The sequence below is a fragment of the Eubacterium sp. AM46-8 genome (genome assembly GCF_003466705.1).
In the GTDB taxonomy this organism is placed as follows: Bacteria; Bacillota; Clostridia; order Lachnospirales; family Lachnospiraceae; genus Lachnospira.
Genome location: NZ_QSEU01000003.1, coordinates 125,075 through 150,947, shown reverse-complemented (window position 1 = coordinate 150,947; position 25,873 = coordinate 125,075). Strand labels below are relative to the sequence as shown.

The 25,873-nt window shown below is 38.8% G+C and carries 32 protein-coding genes and 1 pseudogene; 1 reads left to right on the top strand and 32 read right to left on the bottom strand.

Annotation, left to right across the window (positions count from 1 at the left end):
• Positions 1 to 6: 6 nt before the first annotated feature.
• The 13 genes from DW963_RS03265 to DW963_RS03210 form a co-directional block, all read right to left on the bottom strand.
• Positions 7 to 954 (bottom strand): DNA/RNA non-specific endonuclease, encoded by a 948-nt coding sequence (locus DW963_RS03265; protein WP_117913818.1) that lies wholly within the window; start codon positions 952 to 954, stop codon positions 7 to 9.
• Positions 955 to 967: 13 nt separating this feature from the next.
• The gene (locus tag DW963_RS03260) at positions 968 to 1,375 is read right to left on the bottom strand and encodes a hypothetical protein (RefSeq protein ID WP_117913817.1); all 408 of its coding nucleotides are present in this window, start codon (positions 1,373 to 1,375) and stop codon (positions 968 to 970) included.
• Positions 1,376 to 1,698: 323 nt separating this feature from the next.
• Entirely contained in the window at positions 1,699 to 2,358 is a 660-nt protein-coding gene (locus tag DW963_RS03255) for a GTP pyrophosphokinase (protein WP_353652761.1), read from the bottom strand.
• A gap of 164 nt (positions 2,359 to 2,522) precedes the next feature.
• A complete protein-coding gene (gene thrH / locus DW963_RS03250; protein WP_117913816.1) occupies positions 2,523 to 3,122 on the bottom strand; it encodes a bifunctional phosphoserine phosphatase/homoserine phosphotransferase ThrH in 600 nt (199 codons plus the stop codon).
• Between the two features lie 169 nt (positions 3,123 to 3,291).
• Positions 3,292 to 4,461 carry a MalY/PatB family protein gene (locus DW963_RS03245; RefSeq protein WP_117913815.1) on the bottom strand — a complete coding sequence of 390 codons (1,170 nt, stop codon included), beginning with the start codon at positions 4,459 to 4,461 and terminating at the stop codon, positions 3,292 to 3,294.
• Positions 4,462 to 4,492: 31 nt separating this feature from the next.
• The gene (locus tag DW963_RS03240; protein ID WP_286168982.1) at positions 4,493 to 5,338 is read right to left on the bottom strand and encodes a DUF3737 family protein; all 846 of its coding nucleotides are present in this window, start codon (positions 5,336 to 5,338) and stop codon (positions 4,493 to 4,495) included.
• Between the two features lie 67 nt (positions 5,339 to 5,405).
• Positions 5,406 to 5,627: an iron-sulfur cluster assembly scaffold protein gene (locus tag DW963_RS14130; RefSeq protein WP_502694400.1), complete on the bottom strand. Its 222-nt coding sequence runs from the start codon at positions 5,625 to 5,627 to the stop codon at positions 5,406 to 5,408.
• Entirely contained in the window at positions 5,624 to 5,845 is a 222-nt protein-coding gene (locus tag DW963_RS14125) for an iron-sulfur cluster assembly scaffold protein (RefSeq protein WP_330419585.1), read from the bottom strand. Before DW963_RS14125 ends, DW963_RS14130 begins: the two co-directional genes overlap by 4 nt.
• Positions 5,835 to 7,064 carry an aminotransferase class V-fold PLP-dependent enzyme gene (locus tag DW963_RS03230; RefSeq protein WP_117913813.1) on the bottom strand — a complete coding sequence of 410 codons (1,230 nt, stop codon included), beginning with the start codon at positions 7,062 to 7,064 and terminating at the stop codon, positions 5,835 to 5,837. The genes DW963_RS14125 and DW963_RS03230 overlap by 11 nt, the downstream gene beginning before the upstream one ends.
• Positions 7,064 to 8,134, bottom strand: coding sequence for a SufB/SufD family protein (locus DW963_RS03225; protein ID WP_117913812.1), 1,071 nt, complete (start codon positions 8,132 to 8,134; stop codon positions 7,064 to 7,066). The genes DW963_RS03230 and DW963_RS03225 overlap by 1 nt, the downstream gene beginning before the upstream one ends.
• 24 nt (positions 8,135 to 8,158) lie before the next feature.
• Complete coding sequence (gene sufB / locus DW963_RS03220) at positions 8,159 to 9,565, bottom strand: Fe-S cluster assembly protein SufB (RefSeq protein WP_117913811.1); 1,407 nt, start codon at positions 9,563 to 9,565, stop codon at positions 8,159 to 8,161.
• Between the two features lie 20 nt (positions 9,566 to 9,585).
• The gene (gene sufC, locus DW963_RS03215) at positions 9,586 to 10,326 is read right to left on the bottom strand and encodes a Fe-S cluster assembly ATPase SufC (RefSeq protein ID WP_022098315.1); all 741 of its coding nucleotides are present in this window, start codon (positions 10,324 to 10,326) and stop codon (positions 9,586 to 9,588) included.
• Positions 10,327 to 10,499: 173 nt separating this feature from the next.
• A complete protein-coding gene (locus tag DW963_RS03210; RefSeq protein WP_117913809.1) occupies positions 10,500 to 12,692 on the bottom strand; it encodes a putative bifunctional diguanylate cyclase/phosphodiesterase in 2,193 nt (730 codons plus the stop codon).
• Positions 12,693 to 12,846: 154 nt separating this feature from the next.
• Here DW963_RS03210 and glpK point away from each other — a divergent pair, with 154 nt between their 5' ends.
• Entirely contained in the window at positions 12,847 to 14,337 is a 1,491-nt protein-coding gene (gene glpK / locus DW963_RS03205; RefSeq protein ID WP_117913808.1) for a glycerol kinase GlpK, read from the top strand.
• Positions 14,338 to 14,472: 135 nt separating this feature from the next.
• Here glpK and queF read toward each other — a convergent pair whose 3' ends face one another.
• The 19 genes and pseudogenes from queF to DW963_RS03105 form a co-directional block, all read right to left on the bottom strand.
• Positions 14,473 to 14,955, bottom strand: a complete 483-nt coding sequence (gene queF, locus DW963_RS03200; protein WP_022098312.1) for a preQ(1) synthase — start codon at positions 14,953 to 14,955, stop codon at positions 14,473 to 14,475.
• 15 nt (positions 14,956 to 14,970) lie between these two features.
• Complete coding sequence (gene queC / locus DW963_RS03195; protein ID WP_012740416.1) at positions 14,971 to 15,654, bottom strand: 7-cyano-7-deazaguanine synthase QueC; 684 nt, start codon at positions 15,652 to 15,654, stop codon at positions 14,971 to 14,973.
• 12 nt (positions 15,655 to 15,666) lie between these two features.
• Positions 15,667 to 16,239 (bottom strand): GTP cyclohydrolase I FolE, encoded by a 573-nt coding sequence (gene folE / locus DW963_RS03190; protein ID WP_041689039.1) that lies wholly within the window; start codon positions 16,237 to 16,239, stop codon positions 15,667 to 15,669.
• An 87-nt stretch (positions 16,240 to 16,326) separates the two neighbouring features.
• On the bottom strand, positions 16,327 to 16,992 hold the full coding sequence (gene queE / locus DW963_RS03185; protein WP_117913807.1) for a putative 7-carboxy-7-deazaguanine synthase QueE: 666 nt from the start codon (positions 16,990 to 16,992) through the stop codon (positions 16,327 to 16,329).
• A gap of 15 nt (positions 16,993 to 17,007) precedes the next feature.
• A complete protein-coding gene (gene queD / locus DW963_RS03180) occupies positions 17,008 to 17,427 on the bottom strand; it encodes a 6-carboxytetrahydropterin synthase QueD (protein WP_012740419.1) in 420 nt (139 codons plus the stop codon).
• Positions 17,428 to 17,856: 429 nt separating this feature from the next.
• Positions 17,857 to 18,375, bottom strand: a complete 519-nt coding sequence (locus tag DW963_RS03170) for an O-acetyl-ADP-ribose deacetylase (RefSeq protein WP_012740420.1) — start codon at positions 18,373 to 18,375, stop codon at positions 17,857 to 17,859.
• Positions 18,376 to 18,395: 20 nt separating this feature from the next.
• Entirely contained in the window at positions 18,396 to 18,569 is a 174-nt protein-coding gene (locus DW963_RS03165) for a YccF domain-containing protein (protein ID WP_012740421.1), read from the bottom strand.
• Between the two features lies 1 nt (position 18,570).
• Complete coding sequence (locus DW963_RS03160) at positions 18,571 to 18,789, bottom strand: hypothetical protein (protein ID WP_022098306.1); 219 nt, start codon at positions 18,787 to 18,789, stop codon at positions 18,571 to 18,573.
• Positions 18,790 to 18,859: 70 nt separating this feature from the next.
• Positions 18,860 to 19,546, bottom strand: a complete 687-nt coding sequence (locus DW963_RS03155) for a PAS domain-containing protein (RefSeq protein WP_117913806.1) — start codon at positions 19,544 to 19,546, stop codon at positions 18,860 to 18,862.
• A 13-nt stretch (positions 19,547 to 19,559) separates the two neighbouring features.
• Positions 19,560 to 19,952 carry a pyridoxamine 5'-phosphate oxidase family protein gene (locus tag DW963_RS03150; protein WP_022098304.1) on the bottom strand — a complete coding sequence of 131 codons (393 nt, stop codon included), beginning with the start codon at positions 19,950 to 19,952 and terminating at the stop codon, positions 19,560 to 19,562.
• A 55-nt stretch (positions 19,953 to 20,007) separates the two neighbouring features.
• On the bottom strand, positions 20,008 to 20,502 hold the full coding sequence (locus DW963_RS03145; protein ID WP_242865558.1) for a hypothetical protein: 495 nt from the start codon (positions 20,500 to 20,502) through the stop codon (positions 20,008 to 20,010).
• Entirely contained in the window at positions 20,499 to 21,023 is a 525-nt protein-coding gene (locus tag DW963_RS03140; RefSeq protein WP_012740426.1) for a hypothetical protein, read from the bottom strand. The genes DW963_RS03145 and DW963_RS03140 overlap by 4 nt, the downstream gene beginning before the upstream one ends.
• A 195-nt stretch (positions 21,024 to 21,218) precedes the next feature.
• Positions 21,219 to 21,911, bottom strand: coding sequence for a hypothetical protein (locus tag DW963_RS03135; RefSeq protein ID WP_117913805.1), 693 nt, complete (start codon positions 21,909 to 21,911; stop codon positions 21,219 to 21,221).
• Positions 21,908 to 22,468, bottom strand: coding sequence for an RNA polymerase sigma factor (locus DW963_RS03130; RefSeq protein WP_012740429.1), 561 nt, complete (start codon positions 22,466 to 22,468; stop codon positions 21,908 to 21,910). The genes DW963_RS03135 and DW963_RS03130 overlap by 4 nt, the downstream gene beginning before the upstream one ends.
• A 310-nt stretch (positions 22,469 to 22,778) precedes the next feature.
• Positions 22,779 to 23,168: an IS200/IS605 family transposase gene (gene tnpA / locus DW963_RS03125; RefSeq protein ID WP_117913804.1), complete on the bottom strand. Its 390-nt coding sequence runs from the start codon at positions 23,166 to 23,168 to the stop codon at positions 22,779 to 22,781.
• Between the two features lie 156 nt (positions 23,169 to 23,324).
• The gene (locus DW963_RS03120; protein ID WP_055214011.1) at positions 23,325 to 23,909 is read right to left on the bottom strand and encodes a hypothetical protein; all 585 of its coding nucleotides are present in this window, start codon (positions 23,907 to 23,909) and stop codon (positions 23,325 to 23,327) included.
• Positions 23,910 to 24,030: 121 nt separating this feature from the next.
• On the bottom strand, positions 24,031 to 24,447 hold the full coding sequence (locus DW963_RS03115; protein ID WP_117913803.1) for a hypothetical protein: 417 nt from the start codon (positions 24,445 to 24,447) through the stop codon (positions 24,031 to 24,033).
• Positions 24,448 to 24,497: 50 nt separating this feature from the next.
• Positions 24,498 to 24,693 (bottom strand): annotated as a pseudogene (locus tag DW963_RS03110) (cysteine-rich KTR domain-containing protein).
• Positions 24,694 to 24,707: 14 nt separating this feature from the next.
• On the bottom strand, positions 24,708 to 25,322 hold the full coding sequence (locus tag DW963_RS03105) for a TetR/AcrR family transcriptional regulator (protein ID WP_117913802.1): 615 nt from the start codon (positions 25,320 to 25,322) through the stop codon (positions 24,708 to 24,710).
• Positions 25,323 to 25,873 lie beyond the last annotated feature (551 nt).

Below are 25,873 nucleotides of genomic sequence, written 5' to 3'. Positions count from 1 at the left end.
TTATTATCACGGCTTGCACACTCCACAAGCCTCATATCCCATATCAATAAGCTCATGCCTGCTTCCCGTATAAGTCTTTCTGTTGGAAGCCTCCATACTCTTTGCGCTGCTGCACGACTCCTTATGAAACTTCTTGGTATTCGTGTTAAGCACATAAGTCTGTACATTTGCAGAGTCTGAGACCGTCTGTGAACCACTCTCCGCTACCGAATCATCGGCATGGCTGCTGCCTGTTGCATAATCAATAGCAATTCCCGGCTGTGCATTAAAACAATACACATTGAAAAGAACTCCATCGCCATTATCCTCAACTGACTTAGCCTCCATCTGCACACCGCTAGCAACAAGATTATCGCCAAAAAATACAGGTGTTACGCGGTACAGAACATGATTACCAGTTTCCTTTATGTAATCTGCCACCATATTCTCAAATGGCAGCATACCATCAACATTAAGATATCTTGTTCCTGTAATCAGATTCTTTGCATTGGCATTCTCTCCAGTAAGCTGATATCCAATCAGATGACACCGATTATACAGATATTTGCCATCAACATTATCATACTTAGCCGTCTGCCAGCCTGTCGGCTTGACCTCACCAATAGAGCCGCGCTTTTCCGCAGGCATAAGGTCTTTACCAATATTAGCATATGCTGTGGTACATCTTCCAAGCCCGTCAAGCTCACCATAACTTTCAAATGAGGCAGTTGTCATATCTGTTTCAGTAAAATCAGGATTATTGTCATTAATTACAACATACGGTTCACCCTGATATACTAAAGATGCCATATCATCTGCAACAGCCGTACTCTGAACCTCAGTACTACCCACAGTACCAGCCTGATTATCCTTCTTAGAAGAGCATCCGCTTAACCCAAATCCGCTTCCTACAATAAAGAACACCAGTAAAAATGCGGTTACTCTCCTTAGCACTTCTAACTTTATATTATGCATGTATCATAACTCCTTATTTCTTTCTTACATATCTTTCTTCAGTAATTTTCTCGTGAGAATTACCCTCAAAATCAGTAGAACCCTCCAGCTTAAAATTATTAAGCATGTCCTTAGGAAACTTCACATCAGAAGGATACTTCCTATTCCATTTATACAGGTAAACCTCATCCACCATATCCTCATAAGAAACAATCTCAGAGTCCTCAACAAAACAGAAATCGTCCTTTCCAGCAAAACCAAACTCCTGATTAACCTCAATATTTTCATAACCACCAAAAAGCTGCTTACTATATAAAGAAAGCCATAACTTCCCGCCATCAAGCATCTTAATAATATGCTCATTCAGAACACTGTCCTTAGAAACACGTCTGTTATTAAACATAATTCCATAATCATCATCAACAATAGATATAACCTTCATAAAAAATCCTCCTTTTATATTCCCAGCGAGGGAGCAACGCGACCAAAACTGAACCACACATCTCACCCCACCACTACAGCGAGGGTATGCAAACACCCAACGCTGGCAGGTAAAAACTCCCCGGGTTGGTGGGCTGGGTGTGGTTGTGTGGTTTAATTGAAAACCGTGTGAAGACGCCGGTACTTAGTGCGTGGGGAGAGCCGCCGAAAGGCGGCAAATCCCCACAAACTTAGTACCCGCTGCGTCTTCGCCCGAGCGGGAGCGCGTTTTCAATTAAACCATACAGCCATCCCCAGCCCCCTCTCCGGGGAGCCATTTTTTACCTACTTCTTAAAGGGAAACTTCCCCGATTCCAGCCTCTTCTTAAGCATCACGCCACCGATAGTCTGTGGCTGCTTAGGCGGATTATTCTCAGCTTCTCTTTCCTCCGCTTCTGCAATTCTGCGGCGAATTTCTTCCATCTTATTGTCCATTGCAGCAATCTGCTCTGCACATGAAGACAATTCTGCTGCCAGCTGTTCTGCTTCAGAATCTGGAATATTCTTCTTATAACGAACCTTATGCTCCACGCTCGCCCAGAAATCCATGGCAATTGTACGGAGCTGAACCTCAACCTTCATCATCTTCTTTTCATTCTGAAGGAATATCGGTATCTCAATTATAAGGTGAAGACTTCTGTAACCACTTGGCTTAGGATTCTTGATATAATCCTTTCTCTCAACAAGCACTACATCATCCTGCTTTAACAGGCAGTCGGCAAGCATATAGATATCTTCCGGAAAAGAACATATTACCCTTACTCCCGCAATATCTCTTATGCCTTCCTCAATGCCTTTCATTGTTATAGGAATATTTTTCTTCTTCGCCTTCTTAAATATGCCATCCATAGACTTAATTCTGCTCTTGATACTCTCAATAGGATTTCTGTCATACTGTAATGAGAACTCCTCATTAAGCACCTTGAACTTAGTCTCAACCTCCATAATGGCGCATCTGTAATAAGCATCAGTGTGTTAAACGGCATAATATTTTCTTTTAATAACTCAAGCATTTCATCAGAAAGAAGATTCTCTTTAATGAATCTTTCCTGCTCCTGCTTGAGTATCTCTTCTAATAACATAGTAACCTCTTTTACCTTCGATATATCTTAAAGTGCCTTCTTAATAGCAGCTAAAAGCTCATCATATGTATCAAATGCCTCTAATTCAGGATTATCAGCCTTAATCTGCTCTGTACTCTTAAAGAGGAAACCTGCCTTGCTTGCCTTAATCATTCCTAAATCATTGTGACTGTCTCCTGATGCAATAGTGTCATAGCCAATAGACTGTAAAGCCTTAACTGTTGTAAGCTTCGACTGCTCACAACGCATCTTGAAACCTGTAATCTCGCCATTATCAGCTACCTCAAGAGAATTACAGAAAATAGTTGGCCAGCCCAGCTTCTTCATAAGTGGAGTAGCAAACTGTGTAAATGTATCTGAAATAATGATAACCTGTGTTATGCTTCTTAATTCATCAAGAAATTCCTTAGCACCTGGAATTGGATCAATCTTAGCAATAGTATCCTGAATCTCCTTAAGTCCAAGACCATGCTCCTTAAGAATACCAAGTCTCCAGTTCATAAGCTTATCATAATCTGGTTCGTCTCTTGTTGTTCTCTTAAGTTCTGGGATTCCGCTTGCCTGCGCAAATGCAATCCATATCTCTGGTACAAGAACGCCCTCAAGGTCTAAACATACAATATTCATAATTCAATCTCCTTCACAATCTGATATATAACCAAATTCTATTATATTTTACTCTAGGATGGCATAAAACTCAATATGATTTGTGTAGATAAATTGCTGGATATATCCTACATTATTCTTTTGTAATTATTCTTATCTATTTCTGGCATATAATGTTGGCTTAGCGTATTTAATGACAATTCACAAATCCAGCCACCCCACATTTAAGTCTTTCCAGACCATCCATCAATGTTGCCTTAGGGCACGCCACATTAAGCCTTAAAAAGCTCCTTCCGTCACCACCAAAGCCTTTTCCGGCTGACATATACAGACCTGTCTCTTTTCGTATATATGCAGCAAGCTTTGTTGAGTCATCTGTAATATTACTTACATCAAGCCAGCATAAATATGTTGCCTTGGATTCTGTCATCGAAACTCCATCAATCTCTGCATCCACATAATTCTTCGTAATCTGTTTATTCTCATAGATATATGCTCTTAACTGCTCAAGCCATTCTTCGCCCTTTGTAAATGCAGCTATAGCCGCATCTACTGCGAACACATTTGGCTCAGCTACCTCATCGGTATTGATTGCACGCCATACCTTGTGACGTAGTCGTTCGTCCGGCACACATATTGCTGCTGTCTGTAAACCTGCCATGTTAAATGTCTTAGTAGGTGCTATGCATGTTACAGATATCTTCTTACATACCTCCGAAACACTTGCAAATGGCACATATCCTACTCCTGGGTCTGTAAGCTCGCAGTGAATCTCATCAGATATAACAACAACTCCATATTTATAAGCAAGCTCTCCAATCCGCGCAAGTTCTTCCTTACTCCATACATTTCCACCCGGATTCTGTGGGTTGCACAGAATAAGAAGCGTGGTCTGTGGGTTCTTAAGCTTAGCTTCAAGGTCTTCAAAATCTATCACATATCTGCCATTATCGTATACAAGCTGGCTCTGTAACACATTTCTGCCATTATTAAGAATACTGTTAAAGAAAATGTTGTATACAGGTGTCATGATAACAACATTCTCAGCTGGTGTTGTAAGCTTTCTTACAGAGCTTGATATTGCAGGAATAACCCCTGTTACAAACATAAGCCAGTCGTCTTCCATCCTGAAATTATGGCGTCTTTCCCACCAGCCTGTGTACGCGTCATACCAGCCTTTTGGAACGTCTGAATATCCATATATTCCAAGGTCAGCCTTTGCCTTGATAGCTTCTGTTATCTCTGGTGCTGTCTTAAAATCCATGTCTGCAACCCACATAGGAAGCTCATTGTCTGCAACATCCCATTTCAGCGAATCAGTTCCGCGGCGGTTTACCACCGTATCAAAATCATATTTCATAATCAGCTTCCTCCCTGATAACACACCTTAATTAATTCCTGCATAATATCTTAGTAAGTGAAGGATCAACCTTATCCTTCTCAATTATAAGCTTATCTATGCTGTCCGCTATGATAGTTCCTGAAGTTGGATTTAACACACTGTCAACCCTGCTTGTGATATCAGCATCTACAGTTGAATACTCGAAAGCAAGTGTTGTATTAATAAGCTTGCAGTTCTTCATAACAAGATTATCAATGTAGCATAATCCCTGAAGGCTCTCTATTGTACAGTTAATAAACGTAAGATTCTTTGAATTCCAGCCAAGGTACTCACCTGAAATGTATGAATCATACACTGTTATATTTTCAGCATTCCAGAAAGCATCCTTGCTCATAAGTCTTGAATTTCTTATCTCAAGATTCTTACTTCCATCAAATGGATAATTGCCGACAAGCTTAAGACCGTCAATCTTCATATCGTTGCTGTTCATTGCAAAATAATTCCCCTTTGCCACTACATTTGTCATAGTAACATTATCACAGCTCCAGAGAGTTTCCTCGGCATTGACGAACTCTACATTCTTAAGGCCTAATCTGTTGCATCTTCTGAAATTCTTAGGTGCTTCAATAATTGTATCCTCAACATTAATATCGTTAGTGTACCATACTCCTGCTCTTCCCATCTCAAAGAAATAACAGTCCTTTACATTGACATTGTTGCAGTACCAGAGTGGATATTTCCACTTAAAACTGCTGTTTACAAGCTCTATATTACTGCTCTCCTTTAATGGAGACTCACCATCATCAAATATAGAATCTTCAATACGAAGGTCTTTGCTTGCAAAAAGAGCACGTTCTCCTGTAAGAAGCTGCTGCTTAACTAATTTCTTTTCCATATTTACTCCATTCTTATCTACAAACATTAAAACCCAATCACCATATTATAAGTGATTGGGTTACATTCTAAACATTCTTAAGGTTCTCTACCATCTCTTCCATTGTGTGCCAGCCAAGTACTGCACATTTAACTCTTGCTGGCATATGAGAGATATCTCTTAATGCTCCGGCTTCATCAAGCTCATCAATCTCTTCCTCAGTTGCCTCATCCTTAATCATCTTAAGGAAAAGTTCTGAGAGATGTACAGCCTCATCAACAGGCTTTCCAATGATAAGCTCAAGCATTATATCTGCTGATGCCTGCGATATTGCACAGCCATCTCCTGTAAATGCCCCATCAACAATAGTTTCTTAGCATCATCAAACTTAAGCTTTAAGATAATGTCATCTCCACAGCTTGGATTAACACCCTCAAGCTCTAAGTCTGCATTGTCTATATCATGCTTATGATATGGATGCATGTTGTGGTCCGTAAGAACCTCATTATAAAAAGTTTTAGTCTCCATATCCCATAAGCCCCCTGATCTTAGATAGTTCTTCTACAAAATGCTGTACTTCTTCTTCTGTGTTATAGAAAGCAAAGCTTGCTCTCGTTGTTGAATTAACCTTAAGGAAATCCATTAATGGCTGTGCGCAGTGATGCCCTGCTCTTACTGCAATATGCTGTGAATCAAGTATAGAAGCAACATCATGTGGGTGTACTCCGTCAATTGTAAATGTGACTATACCCTCATGGTCTTCTGCCTTCGAAGAACCTATTAAATTGACTCCCTTCATGTCCTTAATTGCATCTACAGCAATCTTAGTAAGCTTTCGCTCCTGTGCCATAATTGTGTCAAATCCAACATTGTTAATATAATCAATTGCCGCATGAAGTCCTACTGCACCGCCTGTATTAACAGTTCCTGCCTCGAACTTATGTGGAACCTCTGCATATTTAACTCTGTCCCAGTGAACAATCTCAATCATCTCACCACCGCTTAAGAATGGTGGCATCTTGTCAAGAAGCTCTTTCTTGCCATATAATGCTCCGATTCCCATAGGTGCTAACATCTTATGTCCAGAAAATACAAGGAAGTCAACATCAAGGTCTGTTACATTAACCGGCATATGAGGAACACTCTGTGCTCCGTCAGCCACAATAACCGCACCATGTGCATGTGCAACCTCTGCAATATGCTTTATATCATTAACTCTTCCTAATACATTAGAAACCTGGGTAACTGCTACAAGCCTGGTCTTATCTGTGATAACCTCTAAAGACTTGTCTGTAATCTCTCCATTCTCATCAGGTATAAGCTGCTTTAATACCGCTCCACATTTTTCTGCAACCTGCTTCCATGGAAGGAAATTGCTGTGGTGTTCCATAACACTAACAACAATCTCATCACCCTCTTTAATGAAATTCATTCCATAACTGTATGCAATTAAGTTAAGACTCTCTGTAGCATTTCTTGTAAATACTATCTGGCTTGCATCTTTAGCACCAATAAACTGTGCTACTGCCTTTCTTGCATTCTCATAGCTTTCTGTAGCAATCTCACTTAATTCGTATACACCTCTGAACGGATTGGCGTTCATCTCCTGATAATACTTATTAACTGCATCAAGAACAGCCTGTGGCTTCTGTGTAGTCGCTGCATTATCAAGATATGCAATATTGCTTCCCGAAATAAGTGGGAAATCTTTTCTTATAGACTCAATCGTCTTACTTAACTCACTCATTAATAAACCTCTTTAATGTAGTCATGTATCTCGTTCCTGATACCATCATCAGGGATTTTGCCGCATACAGCTAAAAGCTTAGCTGCTGCCAGCATATTATAACATTCTTGTGCCGGTATTCCTCTTGATTCAAGATAGAATAAAAGCTCCTCATCAGGCTTTCCTATAGTTGCACCGTGATTACCGACAACATCTTCTTCTGCACATAGAATAATAGGAATAGTCTGGTTGACACATTTTTCATCAATAAGAAGAACTTCTTCCTTCTCATTACCTACAGAACCTGCTGAACCCTTAACGAAATCAATAGTTCCTCTGAACAGCTTAAATGCTGTATCTCTCAATGCACCTGCCGCATTGATTGCACATTCTGTCTTCTTGCCAATATGTCTTATGCAGTAGTTCATATCAAGTCTTTCTTTACCTGCTGCAACATATCCAATCTCTGCAGACATAGAGCTTCCATTACCTGCAAGCTTAATCTCACAGCCTTCGTATCTGTTCTTACCGCTTAAGTAAAGCTGCACAAGCTCAATTCTTGCACCGTCTTCGCAGTAACCACCGATATCATTAATAAATGTTGTCTCTGCGCCTACCCTCTGAATCTGGATAAGACGGATAACCGAATCCTTCGCAGCATATAATCTTGTCTGTACTGCTGCAAAACCTTCCCCGTCCTTATCTCCGTTAAAATCCATATAAACATCAATGCTGGCATTCTCTTTAGTTTCAATACCAACAACATTGATGTCTGCATTACTCTTTCCATAATTGAAGTTGAGTCTTACAAAACCTGCATTCTTCTTATCTGTTATATAATATACAGGTTCAGTCTGTGACTTCTTAGCTGCCTCTGTAATCTCCTGACCACATCCACCAATGATATTGTCAAGCTCCCCATTGTTAAGCTTTCCATCATCTATAAGACTGACATCATTAACAGAAGCATTTAACTCACCTGTACGGTTAATTACAACCTCTCCAACCTTGCTCTGGTTCATATGAAGATGATTCCATGTCTTGGCTGGGATACGGTTTATTATCATGTCCTTTTCTTCGATACCTATCATATCATATTCCTCACTCTGATTAACTTAACCAATGCTGCCCTTCATCTCAAGCTTAATAAGATTATTCATCTCCATTGCATACTCAAGCGGAAGCTCCTTAGATACATTATCAGCAAATCCTGAAACAATCATTGCTCTCGCATCATCCTCCGGAATTCCTCTTGACATAAGATAAAATACAGCATCATCACTGATTCGTCCAATTGTTGCCTCATGTCCTACATCCGCATCATTAACACGGATATCCATAGCCGGAATTGTATCAGATCTTGAAATATCATCTATCATAAGTGACTGACATGAAACTGATGATTTACTCTTCTTAGCCTTGGTAGTCATTGTTACCGCACTTCTGAAAGTACTGATTCCGCCACCCTTAGATATTGACTTAGTACTTACAACTGATGTTGTAGCTGGTGCGTTATGAACTACCTTCATACCTGTATCAAGGTTCTGTCCTGCTCCTGCAAATGTAATTCCTGTGAATTCACAGCTTGAACGCTCACCATTAAGGATACTCATAGGATACAGATATGATACATGCGAACCAAATGAGCCTGAAACCCATTCAATCTTACCACCCTCAGCAACAGTAGCTCTCTTAGTGTTAAGGTTATACATATTCTTGCTCCAGTTCTCAATTGTTGAGTAACGAAGCTTTGCATTCTTAGCCACAAAAAGTTCAACCGCACCTGCATGAAGATTGGCAACGTTATATTTAGGTGCTGAACATCCTTCAATAAAGTGAAGACTTGCACCCTCATCAACAATAATAAGTGTATGCTCAAACTGACCTGCTCCTGCAGCATTAAGTCTGAAATATGACTGCAGAGGAATCTCAAGATTAACTCCCTTTGGTACATACACAAATGAACCACCAGACCATACAGCTCCGTGAAGTGCTGCGAACTTATGATCCTGTGGTGTAATAAGCTTCATAAAATGCTCGTGTACCATATCTGCATATTCACCTGTAAGTGCACTTTCCATATCAGTGTATACAACACCCTGGTCAGCAACCTCCTTACGGACATTATGGTATACAAGCTCTGAGTCGTACTGTGCTCCAACTCCGGCTAACGACTCTCTCTCCGCCTTAGGAATACCTAATCTGTCAAATGTATCCTTAATCTCTTCTGGTACATCATTCCAGTCACCCTTCATATTCGTATTGGCACGAACATAAGTAGCAATATTATCCATATTGAGTCCATCAATAGACGGACCCCAGTCAGGCACCTGCATATTATTATATATCTCTAATGACTTAAGTCTGAACTCTCTCATCCAAGCAGGATCATGCTTCTCTTCTGATATCTTCTCAACGATTTCAGGAGTAAGTCCCTGCTTTATTCTGTAAGAGTCGTTCTCTTCGTTCTTAATATCATAAACACTTCTGTTTATGTCATCTACAAATGTCTTTTCTTCCATTACAAGCCTCCGAGCCTTAATTACCTGATGAATCTTTCGAAACCATTCTCATTGATATCATCAATCATAGCACTGTCGCCTGTTGCAACAACATTACCATTGACAAGAACATGAGTATAATCCACCTTAAGTGCCTCTAAGATACGGGTGCTGTGAGTGATAATAAGAAGTGCTCCGTTCTGAGTCTTCTGATACTCTTCAACACCTAGCGATACTGTCTTAACAGCATCTACATCAAGTCCTGAGTCAGTCTCATCAAGAATAGCAAGAGAAGGCTCAAGCATAAGAAGCTGTAATATCTCAGCTTTCTTCTTCTCACCACCTGAGAAACCAACATTAAGGTCTCTGTCCATATATGATGGATCCATCTGAAGGAATTCCATCTTCTCCTGAAGGAGCTTCTTGAACTTGAAGTATGTCATCTTCTTTCCACGCTGCTCCATAGAACTTCTTATAAAATTACCGAGTGTAATACCAGGAACCTCAATAGGATTCTGGAATGACAGAAAAAGACCTGCCTGTGATCTCTCTGCGACATTCTTAGAAAGTAAATCTTCTCCGTTAAATGTAACCTTACCCCCTAATATCTCATATCTTGGGTTACCCATAAGAGCATAACCAAGAGTAGACTTACCTGCTCCGTTAGGTCCCATAAGTACATGAGTCTCTCCCTTATTAAGAGAAAGATCAACCCCATGAAGTATTTCTTTATCTTCAACACCAACCTTAAGCTGGCTCACATTTAATATTTCCTGTGCCATAATGCCTCCTTAGCTGTACATTCTTTTAGCAACACACATAATATCATTGAAAGAAAAGGTTGTAAAGTTATTCATAATAACAATTGTTACTATTGTTTAACATAGTTACTTCTCTTTTGCGGCTTGAACCCACAATTCCATCTCCCGTTTCTTTGCATCATTAATATTGCTTACTATTTCCCTTGCGAATATATCGTCGGTTTCTTTTTCTCTATTTCGGAAACCATCGTATCTTCATATATATATCTTACTTCCCTGAGATAAAATATAAACACGGGTATATCTTCACTGTAATCCTTACTCTTTGATACTACCAGCTCCACCCACTTATACTCGCCATCAAGAAGCCGTCTGTGTCTCAATCTCAGTGATTTTTTATTATTTCTGAAATGTTCAAGCACCTTGTCCGGATTGACAAAATCTCTATATGCCCCGGCATCCTCAGGGTGAACTACTCCCATATCAATATATTTGTCAATATATTCCTTAATACTGCCTGATAATCCGGCATCTCTTATTATGTCCTCCTGGGTTGACTTTATAAGTTCATATCTGTCATGCAGAAAATCAGCCCTGAGTATCTTAATAAATGTATCATATACAATATCCATTGCATCTTCTCTTGCACCTGCCTGATAATCAGCTTCTTTCCATGTGAAAAGCACTCTCCTGTTATCCTCAGAATAATTTGTTGGCTTAGTAACCTCAAATACATACCATTTGTATGCTCCATCCATATTATATCTTATCTGATATGTTCCTCTTTCTTTCCCATCATCAAGCTGTTTCTTAATTCTGTCAAGATTAATAGCTTCCTTGTAAAGTGAAACATCATCCGGGTGAATAACACCATACTTAATATATCTGTCTGCATATTCTGCAATAGTCTTAGGTCTTGGTATCATAACATAATCAGGCTCATCTGCCCTTCTTATAAAGTGATATGCTCCCGTATCCAGATCAACATCTGCAATCTTCCAGAAGTAATCAGTTATCTCCTTAAGATAAGACTTATCATTCTTTCTTGTTCTTAAAATAATAAGCTTATCAGCTACGTTATCCTTATTATCAACAAGCTTCTCATAGTCACTTATAGACATAGGTCTGTAGTAATAAAATCCCTGTGCATATTCACAGCCTAAAAGTTCAAGCAGCTTGAGCTGTTCATCAGTCTCAACCCCCTCAGCAATAGCAGGAAGATCCAGCTGTCTTGCCATATCAAGAACTGCCGTTATAATGCTTACACCTTTATCATTATTTTCCGGATTAAGGTCTAGAAATTTCATATCCAGTTTCAGAACATCTGCATCAATATCTTTAAGCATGTTAAGTGATGAATATCCGCTTCCAAAATCATCAATAAGAATCTTAAAGCCCGCATTCTTAAATGCCTTCTCCGTATCCTTAATTACTGAACCATTCTCCACATATGCACTCTCTGTAATCTCTATTTCAATATACTCTGTTGAAATATTATATTTTTCAATCATGTCTTTAAGTATTGTTACAACATCCATAGAGTATATATCTGCTCTCGAAACATTTATTGATATTGGCAGTACTGTTCTTCCCTCATCAAGCCATCTTCTTATAGTCTGACATACTTTATCCCATATATACACATCAAGTTTATTTATGAATCCGTTTTTTTCAAGCATTGGTATAAACTGTCCTGGTGAAATAAATCCTTTCTCAGGACTTATCCATCTCACAAGTGCCTCAGAACCAATAATCTTACCTGTCTCTAATATACATTTGGGTTGAAGATAAAATGTAAATTCTCCATTATCCATTGCGCTGCATATCTCTGGCATAAGCTTAGCTTCTGCTTCCTGTTCCCTTGTCATACTCTCATCATACCAGCAGATATCCTTATCAGGGCGCTGTTTTGCTATCTCTAGTGCACCATACGCATAATCACACATCTCTCCTGTTGTTATATCCTTATCTGCAGTCTTATATGCACCATAATATGCCCTTGTAATATCATGCCCCCTGTATCCGTTAACAATACCTGATATTCTTTTTCTGATTAGATTAATCACATCATCGTTCTCTTCAAATATAACACAGAAATTATCTCCACCCATATATCCGGAAATTGTTCCATACCCGGCATCTATACTCTTAAGAGCTTCTCCAATCTCTATAAGAAGCTCATCACCAGTTTCACGACCATACCACTTATTAATAAGGTGAAAATTCTCTATATCTATCGCCAGTATGCAATATGTTTTGTTATCAAAAAGTACTGTTTTATCAGCTATTCTCCAGAAAGTTCTTCTTAATGGAAGATTTGTAGTCAGATCATAATTATATCTATCAGGGTTAATCCTTAACTTATTGTACCTGCTCATGTCTACCATAGCTGCCTCCTTTATACCCTCAATATCTTATAAACCCACGTTGCTCAAAATACCTTTTTCATTTTATCATTATTACATTGATAAAACAATAATTTAAATATAAAATAACTATCAACCGGATATGTTTAAAAAATTATATAAAGGAGACTTTAACATGGCAAAATACATAATGGCTCTTGATGCCGGAACAACAAGCAACCGCTGTATTCTTTTCAACAGAAGTGGTGAGATGTGCAGTATTGCACAGAAAGAATTTACACAATATTTTCCAAAACCCGGCTGGGTCGAACATGATGCAGATGAAATCTGGTCAACAATTCTGGAAGTTGCCAGGCAGGCTCTTGCAAATGTAGGTGCTAATGCGTCAGATATTGCCTCAATAGGAATAACCAACCAGCGTGAAACAACAGTTGTATGGGACAGACATTCTGGTGAACCCGTATACAATGCTATTGTGTGGCAGTGCAGAAGAACTTCAGAATACGCAGATTCTCTTAAAGAGAAAGGGCTTACCGAAACAATCCGTAATAAAACCGGTCTTGTTATTGATGCATATTTCTCTGGAACCAAGTTAAAATGGATTCTTGATAATGTTAAAGGTGTCCGTGAGCGTGCCGAAAAAGGAGATCTTCTTTTTGGAACAGTTGAAACATGGTTAATCTGGAAACTTACTAAAGGTCAGGTTCATGCCACAGATTATTCCAATGCATCAAGAACAATGCTTTTTAATATTAACACGCTTGAATGGGATGACGATATATTAGCCCAGCTTGATATTCCAAAATGCATGCTTCCAAAGGCAGTCCCATCAAGCAGTATATTCGGTGAGACCTCCGCTGAATTCTTCGGCTGTCCTATTCCAATCGGAGGCGCTGCCGGCGACCAGCAGGCTGCGCTTTTCGGACAGACTTGTTTTGATGCAGGAGAGGCCAAGAATACATACGGGACAGGCTGCTTTCTTCTTATGAATACAGGAGAAAAACCTATTTTTTCCAAGAATGGTCTTGTTACTACTATTGCATGGGGACTTGACGGTAAAGTGAACTATGCCCTTGAAGGCTCAATATATGTAGCCGGAGCTGCCATCCAGTGGCTTCGTGATGAAATGCATTTTATAGATTCTTCACAGGATTCAGAATATATGGCAAGAAAGGTTCCCGATACCAATGGATGCTATGTTGTTCCCGCATTTACAGGACTTGGCGCGCCATACTGGGACCAGTACGCAAGAGGTACTATCTTAGGAATAACCCGTGGTGTCAACAAATATCACATTATACGCGCCACTCTTGAATCAATCGCTTATCAGGTAAACGATGTTCTTACTGCAATGAAAGCAGATTCAGGCATAGAACTTTCTTCTCTTAAGGTCGATGGTGGAGCTAGTGCTAACAATCTTCTTATGCAGATGCAGGCTGATATATCCGGTGCTCCTGTAAACAGACCTGTATGTGTTGAAACAACTGCCATGGGTGCGGCTTACCTTGCCGGACTTTCAGTTGGTTACTGGAAAAGTACCGATGACATAAGAAAGAACTGGTCTGTAGACAGAACATTTGACCCTGAAATTACCCAGAATGAGCGTGATTCCAAAGTCAGAATGTGGAAAAAAGCTGTTTCTTATTCATTTAACTGGGATAAATAATTCCGTCGGATGATTCTTCTAACATATAAAAGCGATATTGTATAAAAGTAAATTCATACAATATCGCTTAATCTTTTATTACCTTACAACACTCTTCTGGTTTTTGTGCATTGCACGAAATTTAGTAATGTTATTTTACCTATTATCCACCTTCTCCGGATACATATCATGATTTGCCATACGGTTGAATGCCACATCTTCCCACTTAGTTCCTGGCTTTCCATAATTGCAGTATGGATCAATGGAAATTCCACCACGTGGTGTGAATTTGCCCCACACTTCAATATACTTTGGCTCCATCAGCTTAATCAAATCCTTCATAATCACGTTCACGCAGTCCTCGTGAAAATCCCCATGATTACGGAATGAAAACAGGTACAGCTTTAAGCTCTTGCTTTCCACCATTCTCTCGCCTGGGACATACGAAATAATAATGTTTGCGAAATCAGGCTGCCCTGTAATTGGACAGAGACTTGTGAATTCCGGGCAGTTAAACTTCACGAAATAATCATTTTCTGGATGTTTGTTTACAAATGTTTCAAGCAGGCCAGGGTTGTAATCTGTCTCGTAATTGTTCTGCTGGTTGCCTAATAATGTTAAATTCTCTTTTTCTCTCATAGCTTTCTCCAATTTTTATTTTATTGCAGGGTCACTTACCCCATTTGCTGCAAATGCAGCCGCTCTGTCGATACAGGTTCCACATTTGCCGCAAGGCACATCCTTTCCTTCATAGCAGGACCATGTAAGCTCGTATGGTGCGTTAAGCTCTAAGCCCATCTTCACCACCTCCGCCTTAGTCATATTCACAAATGGCGCCTCCACCTTTAACTGATGTCCTGAGCCCTCAAAAATCGCCTGATTCATAGCATCATTAAACATCGGTGAACAGTCTGGATAGGCAAAACCGGCTGAATCATCTGCATGTGCGCCATAAAGAATCACGCTACAGTCCTTGCTTAGTGCAATGCTTGCCGCCGATGAAAGAAACAGTCCATTTCGAAATGGCACATAGGTGCTTACAGGCTTTTCGCCCTCCGTCTTTTCAATCTGCCTGGCATAGCTCTCCTCTGGAATTTCCTCTGTAGACTGCTGCAATAAAGAGCAGTTGCTATATTGAAAAATCTTACTCAGATCCAGGAATAACTGCTCCACTCCGTAAAATGCAGAAACAGCCTTTGCCGCCTGAATTTCTTTATCGTGCTTCTGTCCATAAGAAACTGACAGAGCAATTACATTGTCCTTTCCATATCGGCTCACTGCCAATGCCAGTGCCGTAGTGGAATCCACGCCACCGCTTGATAATACTAATGCTTTCATAACTCATCTCTCCTATCTTAGATACATTTGTAATGCTGCATCGTCCTTAAAGCTTCCTCTTAACTCTACAGTCATTGTTCTCGTGTTGTTTTTCTTAATTCCTCTTGCCGACACACAGCTGTGATATCCTTCAAGCACCACCGCAACATCCTCGCTTCCTGTTATCTCTGCCATAATGTCCGCAATATCCTGACCGATTCTTTCCTGTAACTGCAGTCTTCTTCCAACCATATCGCATATTCTTGCAATCTTTGATAAGCCTATAACCTTCCCATTAGGAATGTACGCAACTGTCGCCTTCATATCATACATAAGTGCCATATGGTGCTCGCAGTAAGAAAACAGGTCGATGTCCTTCATAACTACAACCTTAGAAGTATCAAGCTCCTCAATTTCATCCTCAAATGTCTTATCAAACATCTGCGCAATTTCGTGATTGGAGTAATTCATCCCAAGAAAGACCTCCTCGTACATCTTCGCAACTCGCTTTGGTGTATCCTTTAAGCCCTCTCTCTCCGGGTCGTCGCCCAATGCAACAAGAATCCCTCTAATATGCTCCTCAATCGCTTTCGTATCTATCATCATAATCTCCATTCTTGCTTCACCCCGCAAACTTTGGGCTGAAAGCACAAATTTGCATGTGAAAAATCTTTGATATTAGGATTTTTCACATTATACGCCCCTTTCCTCTGGGTTCCAGATTACCTTGTGCATCTGAATCTGAAGACGCAAATCATTCATCCTTTTACCGGTCATGAAATTCACGATTTCCACTGGCTCAATTGAACCAAACACTGAGCTTATGAATACCTGGCATCTTTCTGTCAGATGAAATTTTTCAATTATTTTCTCTGCACATTCCAAATCATTAATGCTGCCCGAAACGAACTTGACTGTGTCCTGCTTTCTTAGAGCTTCCATATTGGAGAGAAGCATTTTCTCCTCACAGCCGCTGGATGGCAGCTTGTAATCCATAGTAAGGCTAAGTTTTTCTTTTGAAAATGCATTGGCAAGGGGAGCAATATCAACCGCTCCATTAGTTTCAATCTCTACTCGAATGTCCGATTTGTTCAATAATTTTTCTACTAGACTCCTGATATCCTTCTGTAATAGAGGCTCTCCCCCTGTCAGCGTCACATTTTTAATGCCTGTCTCACTGACATATTCACAAATCTCATCTGGTGACAGCTCCTCGTAATCACAAGCTGGCTCATTGGCCCACTTTGTATCACAGTAGGAGCAATTCAGGTTACAACCCTTGAATCTGATAAACACCGCCAATTCTCCGGCTCTTCTTCCCTCTCCATTAATACTTATAAATTTCTCAACAACTTTCATATTAGTTTCTTTCCTTTATTCTTCGTATGCTGCTACATTATTAGGTGTCTCGTATACTTCCACTCTGTGGATTGGAAAGCCTTTTGCACTCATCAGCTCATAGAAATATTTTGAAAAATGCTCCGCAGTAGGTCTGAAGCCAACTTCAATCATACGAAACTCCTCCGCCTGTAATGCAGCAATTGTCGCACCTTTTAGAGAACCTTTTTCATAAATCAGGCTGTGGTCAAAATCATCACAGATATCCTTCAAAGCATTTTTTAAATCAGAAAAATCCACAAGCATTCCTCTTGTCTGACCCTCATCCTTTAACTGGTCTGCTGCTATTTCAACAACAACTCTCCAGCGGTGACCATGAAGATTCCTGCATTTTCCGTCATACCCCTTCAGAAAATGTGCAGAATCAAAGCTGCTCTCGGTTTTTAAATAATACATTTTAGTTTCTCCTCTAATTTATTGGGAATAAAAACAGAATTGCTTAGAAAAGAACGTGCCCCACTGTGAGCACATATAGAAAGCCCTGTAAATGTATACACACCTACAGGGCTAAATTACATAAAAAGTCTTCTTAGCAGCCCTGGTTTTATTTAACGACAGGATGGTACAAACGAACTGTCGCGCATTTTTATGCGATATGTCTATTATAAGTATTTTTCTGGATATGTCAATGTAAATTTTCCCCCAGCAGCTGCACCTTTATCACGTTCATTATGCGTGCCGGGTATGTTTCCTGAATTTCTCCTGCAATTGTTATTGAAACCATATCATTTACTGCCAGGTCAGACAGCTCAATCTCTGTTTCCTCCTTCGTCCATGAAGTTTTATATTTGACCCTATTAAACCAATCTTAAACCGATTAATCTTTTAATATATCTTATCAACCTCATCTTCATACACTGATTCAGTATGAGTATCAAATAGCACCCATTCCACCAGATCAAAACAATCTGGATTATCCTGCAAGAACCGGTTTACTGTATGTACCGCAATCTTTGCTGCCAACTCAACAGGAAAACTATATATTCCCGTTGATATTGAAGGAAATGCAATAGACCTGATTCCATTATCCATTGCCAGCTTCATAGAATTAAAATAGCAGTTAGCAAGAAGCTCCTCTTCTCTATCTCTGCCTCCATTCCATATCGGTCCTACAGTATGAATAACATAATCGCATGGTAAATTATAGGCTTTTGTTATCTTTGCTTCTCCAGTCACGCATCCGTGAAGTGTCCTACACTCAGCCAGAAGTTCCGGTCCTGCGGCTCTATGAATCGCACCATCTACACCGCCTCCGCCAAGAAGAGAGTTATTTGCTGCATTAACAATTGCCTGCACATCTGTTACTTTTGTTATATCTCCTTTTACTGTCTTAATCAAATACATCTTTCTTACCTGCCTGTTTATTATATTACCTCTGCCCCAAATGGCATCAGAGACAATTTAGCAATTTTGAAAAACTGCTTTCCGAAAGGAATTCCGATAATTGTTATACAACATATCAGACCTGCCAAAACCCACGACAGTCCACTCAACAATCCACCACATATAAACCAAAGTATATTTCCTAATATGCTCATATCAATATTCCTTCTCTATCTCTCCATATATTCCATACATTTTCTTGAACGCATCAAGGTCTGCCTGATTTTTAATCAGCATAACCTCCTCTATCTTACCTGTATGAATGTCCTTAAAGCCTGCAACCTGCTCACCATTACATATGCTTGCCTTGATTACTGGTTTCTTATTTTCTTTATCATATGTCTTTATAACTGTCTTTTTCTTAAAGAATCCCACTCTGAGCACCTTCTTTTGACTTTGCCATCAGTATAACAACTGCCTATACCATTCATCCTTCGTCATATCATCACCACAAATTGTATGGTTTCATGGTTTCTGAATTTCGATATTCATGTTTCTCATAATATCCTATCAGCTTACTCTCATCTCTGAGTGCCACCATGTAAACATCTTTATTCTGTTTCTCATTATGAAAAGTATAAACGATATTATGGCTTTCATCTGCTGCAAACCAGTCCACTACCTGCTGTATTTTATCTCTTGATTCCGGACTATGACAATCTAACAAACTTCTTCCAATAAGTTTATCTCCGCCTCGCTTCGCATAGCTGGTAACAGCTGCCGGATTCATGTAGATAATCTCATGTTTGAGATTGCATATAACAACGGATGCCCTGTCCTGATCAACAATACTCTTATAAAAGCTGACATAGGATTTAAACTTAATTACCTTTTCATTATCCAGCCTCTTTTGAAGTTGTGGTTTCTTTTTTCGATAATAATCGTATATCTCTCCATCAGGTATCCAGATTTGTGCCTCATTTATCTTATCAAGTACAGCTTCAACAATCTGTTCATCTGCCAGTAAATCAGGTACTTTATCATGCTCTGTTACATACTTTTTGTATTCTTCATACACCCATTCTGTAATCTTATCCTTCTGCTTCATCTTTAGATTACTAAATTGTTTGTTCATCTGTAAAATCTGACCATCAATCTTTTTATGTATTTTAGTTTTCTTACTTTTTGCCATCTTCAGCTATCCTTTAAAACTTCACTATTTCCGGTTCATGGGTAAATGATGAGAATGTGACTGTTGCATTCTTGAAATAGAATACCTCGGTATTTCCATCATCTGCTGAGTACATATTCTGTAAAGATGGATAAGCATCAAGCATAGACTGTCTTGCTTCTCTTCTGTCATCTTCTACAAGTTCTCCGGCTACACGAAGCCACTCGCCATTTTTAAATGCACAAATTTCTACCTTCGGGTTTGCGTGAATCTGCTTTGAAACATCCTTTACCTTGCCAGTCTGAATATACAACTTTCCTTCAAAAATGTGTGCTGTTCCAAAAGGTCTTACCCTTGGCTGGTCGCCTTCTACTGTTGCCAAATAATATGTCTCTGCTTCTTTTAAAAATTTAGCTACTCGTTCCATGATGTAATCCTCCTGAATTGATTAATATCGTTTCATATTTACAAACAGTTTCATTTTATTGGTTATAAAAGTATATCTTCAATAAATCTATTGTTGCTTTGTCATTTATGACGGCCCGTCCTATTGTTATGCCATTGCTGATGATAATATATTCTCCGTTTTCATATCTGGCATTTACCAAATCATCTTCCCCTTTTAAGTCTATACATATACTTGATATAATTCCGCAAATCTCCTCTTGTGAGCTTCCGCTTTTTATCTCATAAGCATAATCCGCATCTCCTATCTCATTCAGATCAGTTACCAAACAATACTCCGCTCCATTCATCAGCATTTCTTCATTCAAAGTGGGTAATTGAGCCGTCTTATACTCATTAAATAAAAAGATAACTACAAGCGCAATGAATGCCGGAAAAAAGATACCGCCAAACCGCTGTGCATAATTTTGTTCTTCCCACCGCTTGCTATGACGACCAAACAGCGGTATTTTCATCTGCACCAAACCTGCTCCTATACTTACAAGCAAAAAATAAAATATAACTTTTATCAAAGACTCATCCCCCATTTAATCATTAATAAAAATATCGTTCCTAAAACGACGCCTACTAACCATATAAAGCGAAACACCTTGTTATATCTCGAACTATTAGAACAAGGAACAAGCCAATATTCCTGTGGAAACTCCAAAATGTATTCTTTTAATTCCTGCTTCAATTCCATGACTATACTCCACATTAATCCAAATAGCACAATGCACACCGTTCCATAATATGTAATTGATGCATTTGTAACCACAGCAAAGAAATAATGTGCCATCTTAAGAAGGAAGATACACCACGCAATACAGCATGAAATTGTAAACGCCCTTTTCATTTTCCACTTCAAACCAAATATAACCTCTGGAACGAATACAGTCAATGCCCCCATCGGCAATCCTCCTGTTCGTCCATGTGTGAAATCGCTCTCCGACTCCAAAGACCAAATTCCTATCAATACTATTACTGCTGGTATTAGTATGGTGCAGAACAAGTTATATGCAATAATCAACACATTTTCATTGTCGTCGTTCATAACTTAGCCCCCAATCAGTTCATCAAGCCTGATAGCCACTCTTCCTGATAATGAATAATACAATGCTGTTAGCTTTGCCTTGTCGTACAAATTTGCATACACATTATAATAACATAGCGATATTGACATACCGAAGCCAAATATTTTTAAGGGTATAGACGTTACATCAAGTTCTTAGTATATGAAATTTGCAAATTATTCTTGGATTTGGCTCAAATCAAATGCACCGTTCTCAATCAACTTCAAAATTGTGTCTACCAAGTTGTTTTTTACAGTTTCACTTTCATTTTCAACGCCAGAATACTCTACGTAAATAGTGTTCTCTCCCATATCAAAGGTTGCATAATATATTACGGTTTTGATACCTTGACTATTTGACTTTGTTACGAAATATCCTGCATCGATATCAACGCCGTCTACACTTGAAGTGATTGTATTTCCATCAATGATAGTATCTAATAGATTTACACCCTGTTTAGATACTACCATTCTTGTATCACCAATTTTTCCCTCAAAACCCAGAATATTATGATTGTCAGCATCAAAGTAAGCATCTGCGGTAACAGGCAGGTCTGCAAAAAGCATTTCAATCTCAGCATTGCTCAAAGGTCTTGTTGTTACATTTAAGTTAATTGAAGATTGTGATAAGTCATTTTTAACAAAAGTAATTGTTTCTCCACCATCCAGCGTGGCAATATCGTTTTTTGTACCAAACAGATTGCTTTGAAAAACTCCCACTCCAATCACAACAACGAGTACGAAGCAAGCAGCAACCGACACCCATTTTTGCCGATTAGTAATTTTACTTGTTTTTTTCATAGGTTCAGCCTCCTTAATATACTGATTATCGACATTTCCCAATGCCCTTAAAAGTTTCTTTTCTTTCATACAGAGATACCTTCTTTCTCTAATAATTTTTTAAGTTCGTTCCTTGAACGAAATAATGACATCTTGATTTTGCTCTCACTCATACCATATTCCGTTGCAATTTCTTTAATGGGCGATAAATACCAATATCTTCTCATAAAGATTTTTCGCTGTTCTAATGACAGGGAAGAAAGAAAGCGGTTGAGAATATCCGTTAGAGCAATTTCTTCAACAATGTTTTCTGTACTATCCAACGATGGTATGCACTCTTGTATTTCATCAAAAATCAATGACATTTGCCCGCCATTACGTTTCTTTGCATTGAGCAGTTCGTACCTGTCCAAAGATAAGTTGCGAGTAATCTTCCCCAAAAAAGTTTTTAGGACAGATGGACGGTTAGGCGGTATGCTGTTCCAAGCTCTTAAATAAGTATCATTTACACATTCCTCGCTATCTTCGTCATTGTGAAGAATATTAGAGGCTATATATCTGCAATACTTTCCGTATTTTTTTGAAGTTTCGGATATAGCAGCTTCGGAGCGCTCCCAATATAAATCTAATATCTGCTTATCATCCATAAGCTTCTCCTCCTTCCCCTTGTATTAAGGTCTTTCACCCTAATAGACGAGAAAAATGTGTCAAGCGTCACTTAAATTCAAAAAATATTTATTCAAAGATTAGCTTTCATTTTTTGAAAGAATATAATAAAACAGCAAAAGACGTACACCAACAAGTCTCTTAATATTCAATGCGGAAAAAGTTATTTCAAATGGGGGTTTAATTTTGCCCCCTCCAGGGTATTATACTGGTTCCACCAAAGGCGGGGTTTCGCAACACCATAATTACTTGTTGCTTCCTAAAGGAAGCTCATTACTTCCTTCCATCTTCTTACTTATCGTTTTCTTCCTGTTCCTGTATGTATTTTCTTACCGTTTCTTCATTCACATTTCCTACTGTCGATACGTAATATCCTCTCGCCCAAAAATGTCTATCTCCCCACTTGCTCCTATATTCCGGATGTCGGTCAAACAACATCAATGTGCTTTTTCCCTTCAGATATGACATAAACTCTGAAACACATAGTTTCGGTGGAATTGCAATGTACATATGTACATGATCAATACATACTTTTCCATCTGTTAGTGTTACCTGTTTCATCTCACACAATTTTTTGATTATTTCTACTAAATCTCTCTTTGTTTCACCATACATTATTTTTCTTCTAAACTTTGGAATAAAAACAATGTGATATGTGCAATTCCAGCGTGTGTGTGTTATACTTTAATTATCCATTTGGATACCTCCTGTGTTTTGATATGGCCTGCGAAACCAATATCATTATAACACGGGAGGTTTTATTTTCTAGCACTCTAGGTAACGCTACGGCTTTGCCTCGGCCCCCATTTCAAATGGGGGATTAACAAAACTTTTCATTTACGGTTCATCCGGGAGCTGTACTACCTCTACAATTGCTTCAATTGTTTCAACCGGAGCATCGCTCCATGGATATGCCGCATCATCACAGCCTGCCTGCTCAAGTAATTCTTTTGCATTAGGACCTAATAATTTCTGATATACATCATACACAGATGCAAGCTTATTCGAAAATTCCACCTGTTCAGAGTTTCCTTTATCAGAAAGCCATGATACTGTCTCTTTTTTAATCTCATCTGTGGTCATACTGGTTCCAACTCCCCAGTTAAGCAAATGTGTTGCAGTTTTAATAGAATTCATTCCATTTCCGGCTGTTCCCGGCTGAATATTCGAATCAATTTCATCTAATACACCTCTGAATTCTTTATATGACGGCTTCACATCCTGTAATTGATTTTGTTTCTTCGTCTCTGTTTGCTCCATATTATTATCTTCTGCTGTTGCCAGCTCACTATTATCTTCGCTCGTAACGACCTGCTCTGTACTGTTTCCGGTATTAGTCATACTTCCGTTTTCCTGCTGCCCACATGCGGTCAATGAACATACCATAACTACCATAATCATCAAAAATAACTTATTCTTCATATCTTTTTTGTTCCTTTCATTCTACATTATTATTCGTTCCATGATGTATAACTGCCCATCTTTATATTCTGCGGTAATGTCACCTCCCATTCTTTCAGTCTCTACTCTCATGAAAACACTCCTAAAACATCTGTATAATTCTTGCAATCTCCATAACTACAATCTTTAGCATCACTCCACCGGACATCACATAAAACCATATCTCACGCATATGCTGTGACTTTGCAATTGGTGTTGCTATTGCTGCAATAATTATGATTGCAGCTCCGACACATCCGACGATGTTTGGAACACTCACAAGTGAAAATATTCCGGGATTACAGCTTCCATCTATCGTATACTGAATTGTTTTATCCAGTCCGTCTCTTGCGGCTGCAAAGCAGCATATAACAAGACCATATGCCAAAACAATCAGGCTCCTTCTGCCCCAGAAATTAATGTTGCTTCTGTTACCGATTGAGTATCCAACAAGCCCAACCAGCGATACAATCATAAGTGTAGTAACTGTTGTTACCATATTTCCAAAATAGAGTTTCATCCTTTTTTCCTCCTCCCATAATATAAATGACGCAGTGCAAAACTGTAATATTACAATCTGCACTGCGTCTTAGCGTCTGGCTTCCTTTACTATAAATTTTTCTGCATCAATCAGGCTTTCTTCTTTACACTTTGGACAAAACAAAGGAAAATTTGTTAATACCGTATCTTTCCTTAATTTCAATCTTGTTTTATTTCCGCATTTTGGGCAAAGAATCCATTCCTGATGTTCTGATTCATCATTCAAATCACTTCACCCTTTCAACTTATCTGCATTTTCTGTAAAAAGTGATCCATATGCTCTTCCAGTAACTTTATCACATGACTTTTGTTTTCTGCTCCATCATATATGCTGTAAAGCAAAAATATAGGTCCATAAAAATCAAGTGCTGTCTGTCTGGCTTTTTCTGCATCACCCAGCATTCCTGAAAACAAAGCTTCCATATAAGCTAATGGTCCGCTTGCAAGATAATTCTGATATAGCTGTGCCATCTGTGGCTCTCTGTACTGTTCCAATGTCAGCATCTTACGAAAACAGCTTGAAAACTCTTCCTCTGTCCAATGAAGGAACTGCACCTTTGTGAACTGCTTAATCTTATCAAATGCCGTTTCTTTATACTCGGCTGTAACCTTTTCCAAATCACCCTCCGGCATTTCATACAGCTTTACTCTCTCAATATCCAATTCATTCATTTTTTCAATAATACTGTCCAATATCTCCTGCTTGCTTTTATAATGCTTATACAATGCAGCCTTTGTTACTCCAAGTTTTGAAGCAATATCATTCATGGATGTTCCCATATATCCACTCTGTGCAAATAACTTCAAGGCTTCTTCCAATATTTTTTCCTTTGTGTTCTTTTCCTTGCTTTCCATGTCTATCTCCTAATTTAAATCTGTCATTAAGTTACCTTTTAATATATATCTGTTGGATATAATTTGTAGATCTCATCCTCATATTTTGCCGGAATGGTAATAGAAAGAGATCTTACAAACTTCTCAACCTGCCTTAGCTTGCTTATAAAGCAAAATGCCTTTGATAAGCAATAACAGGAATGTTACGGTTATCGCATACGGCTCTTTCGCCATAGCCAAAAACAAAACAGCAAATCGCATACACTATTGAGATTTGATTTGTTTTCTTTTTCTGCTATTAAAATCAATTGTTCTCCGGATAACAAATCATCAATTGATACAGAGAAATATCTCGTGATTTTAATAACTATTTAGCTGCCATTAGCACTATCAACATACTAAAAACAAACATACATACAATAAAACCAAGCATGCAACTAATAATCCCTGATATCCATAGCGCAGGATATATTTTTCGAGTCTTTCGTGTAATAATAGAAATCACGATACCAATAAACGAGCATAATGGTCCCCAAAATATGACATCAATATAGGTATACGGTGCATGATTT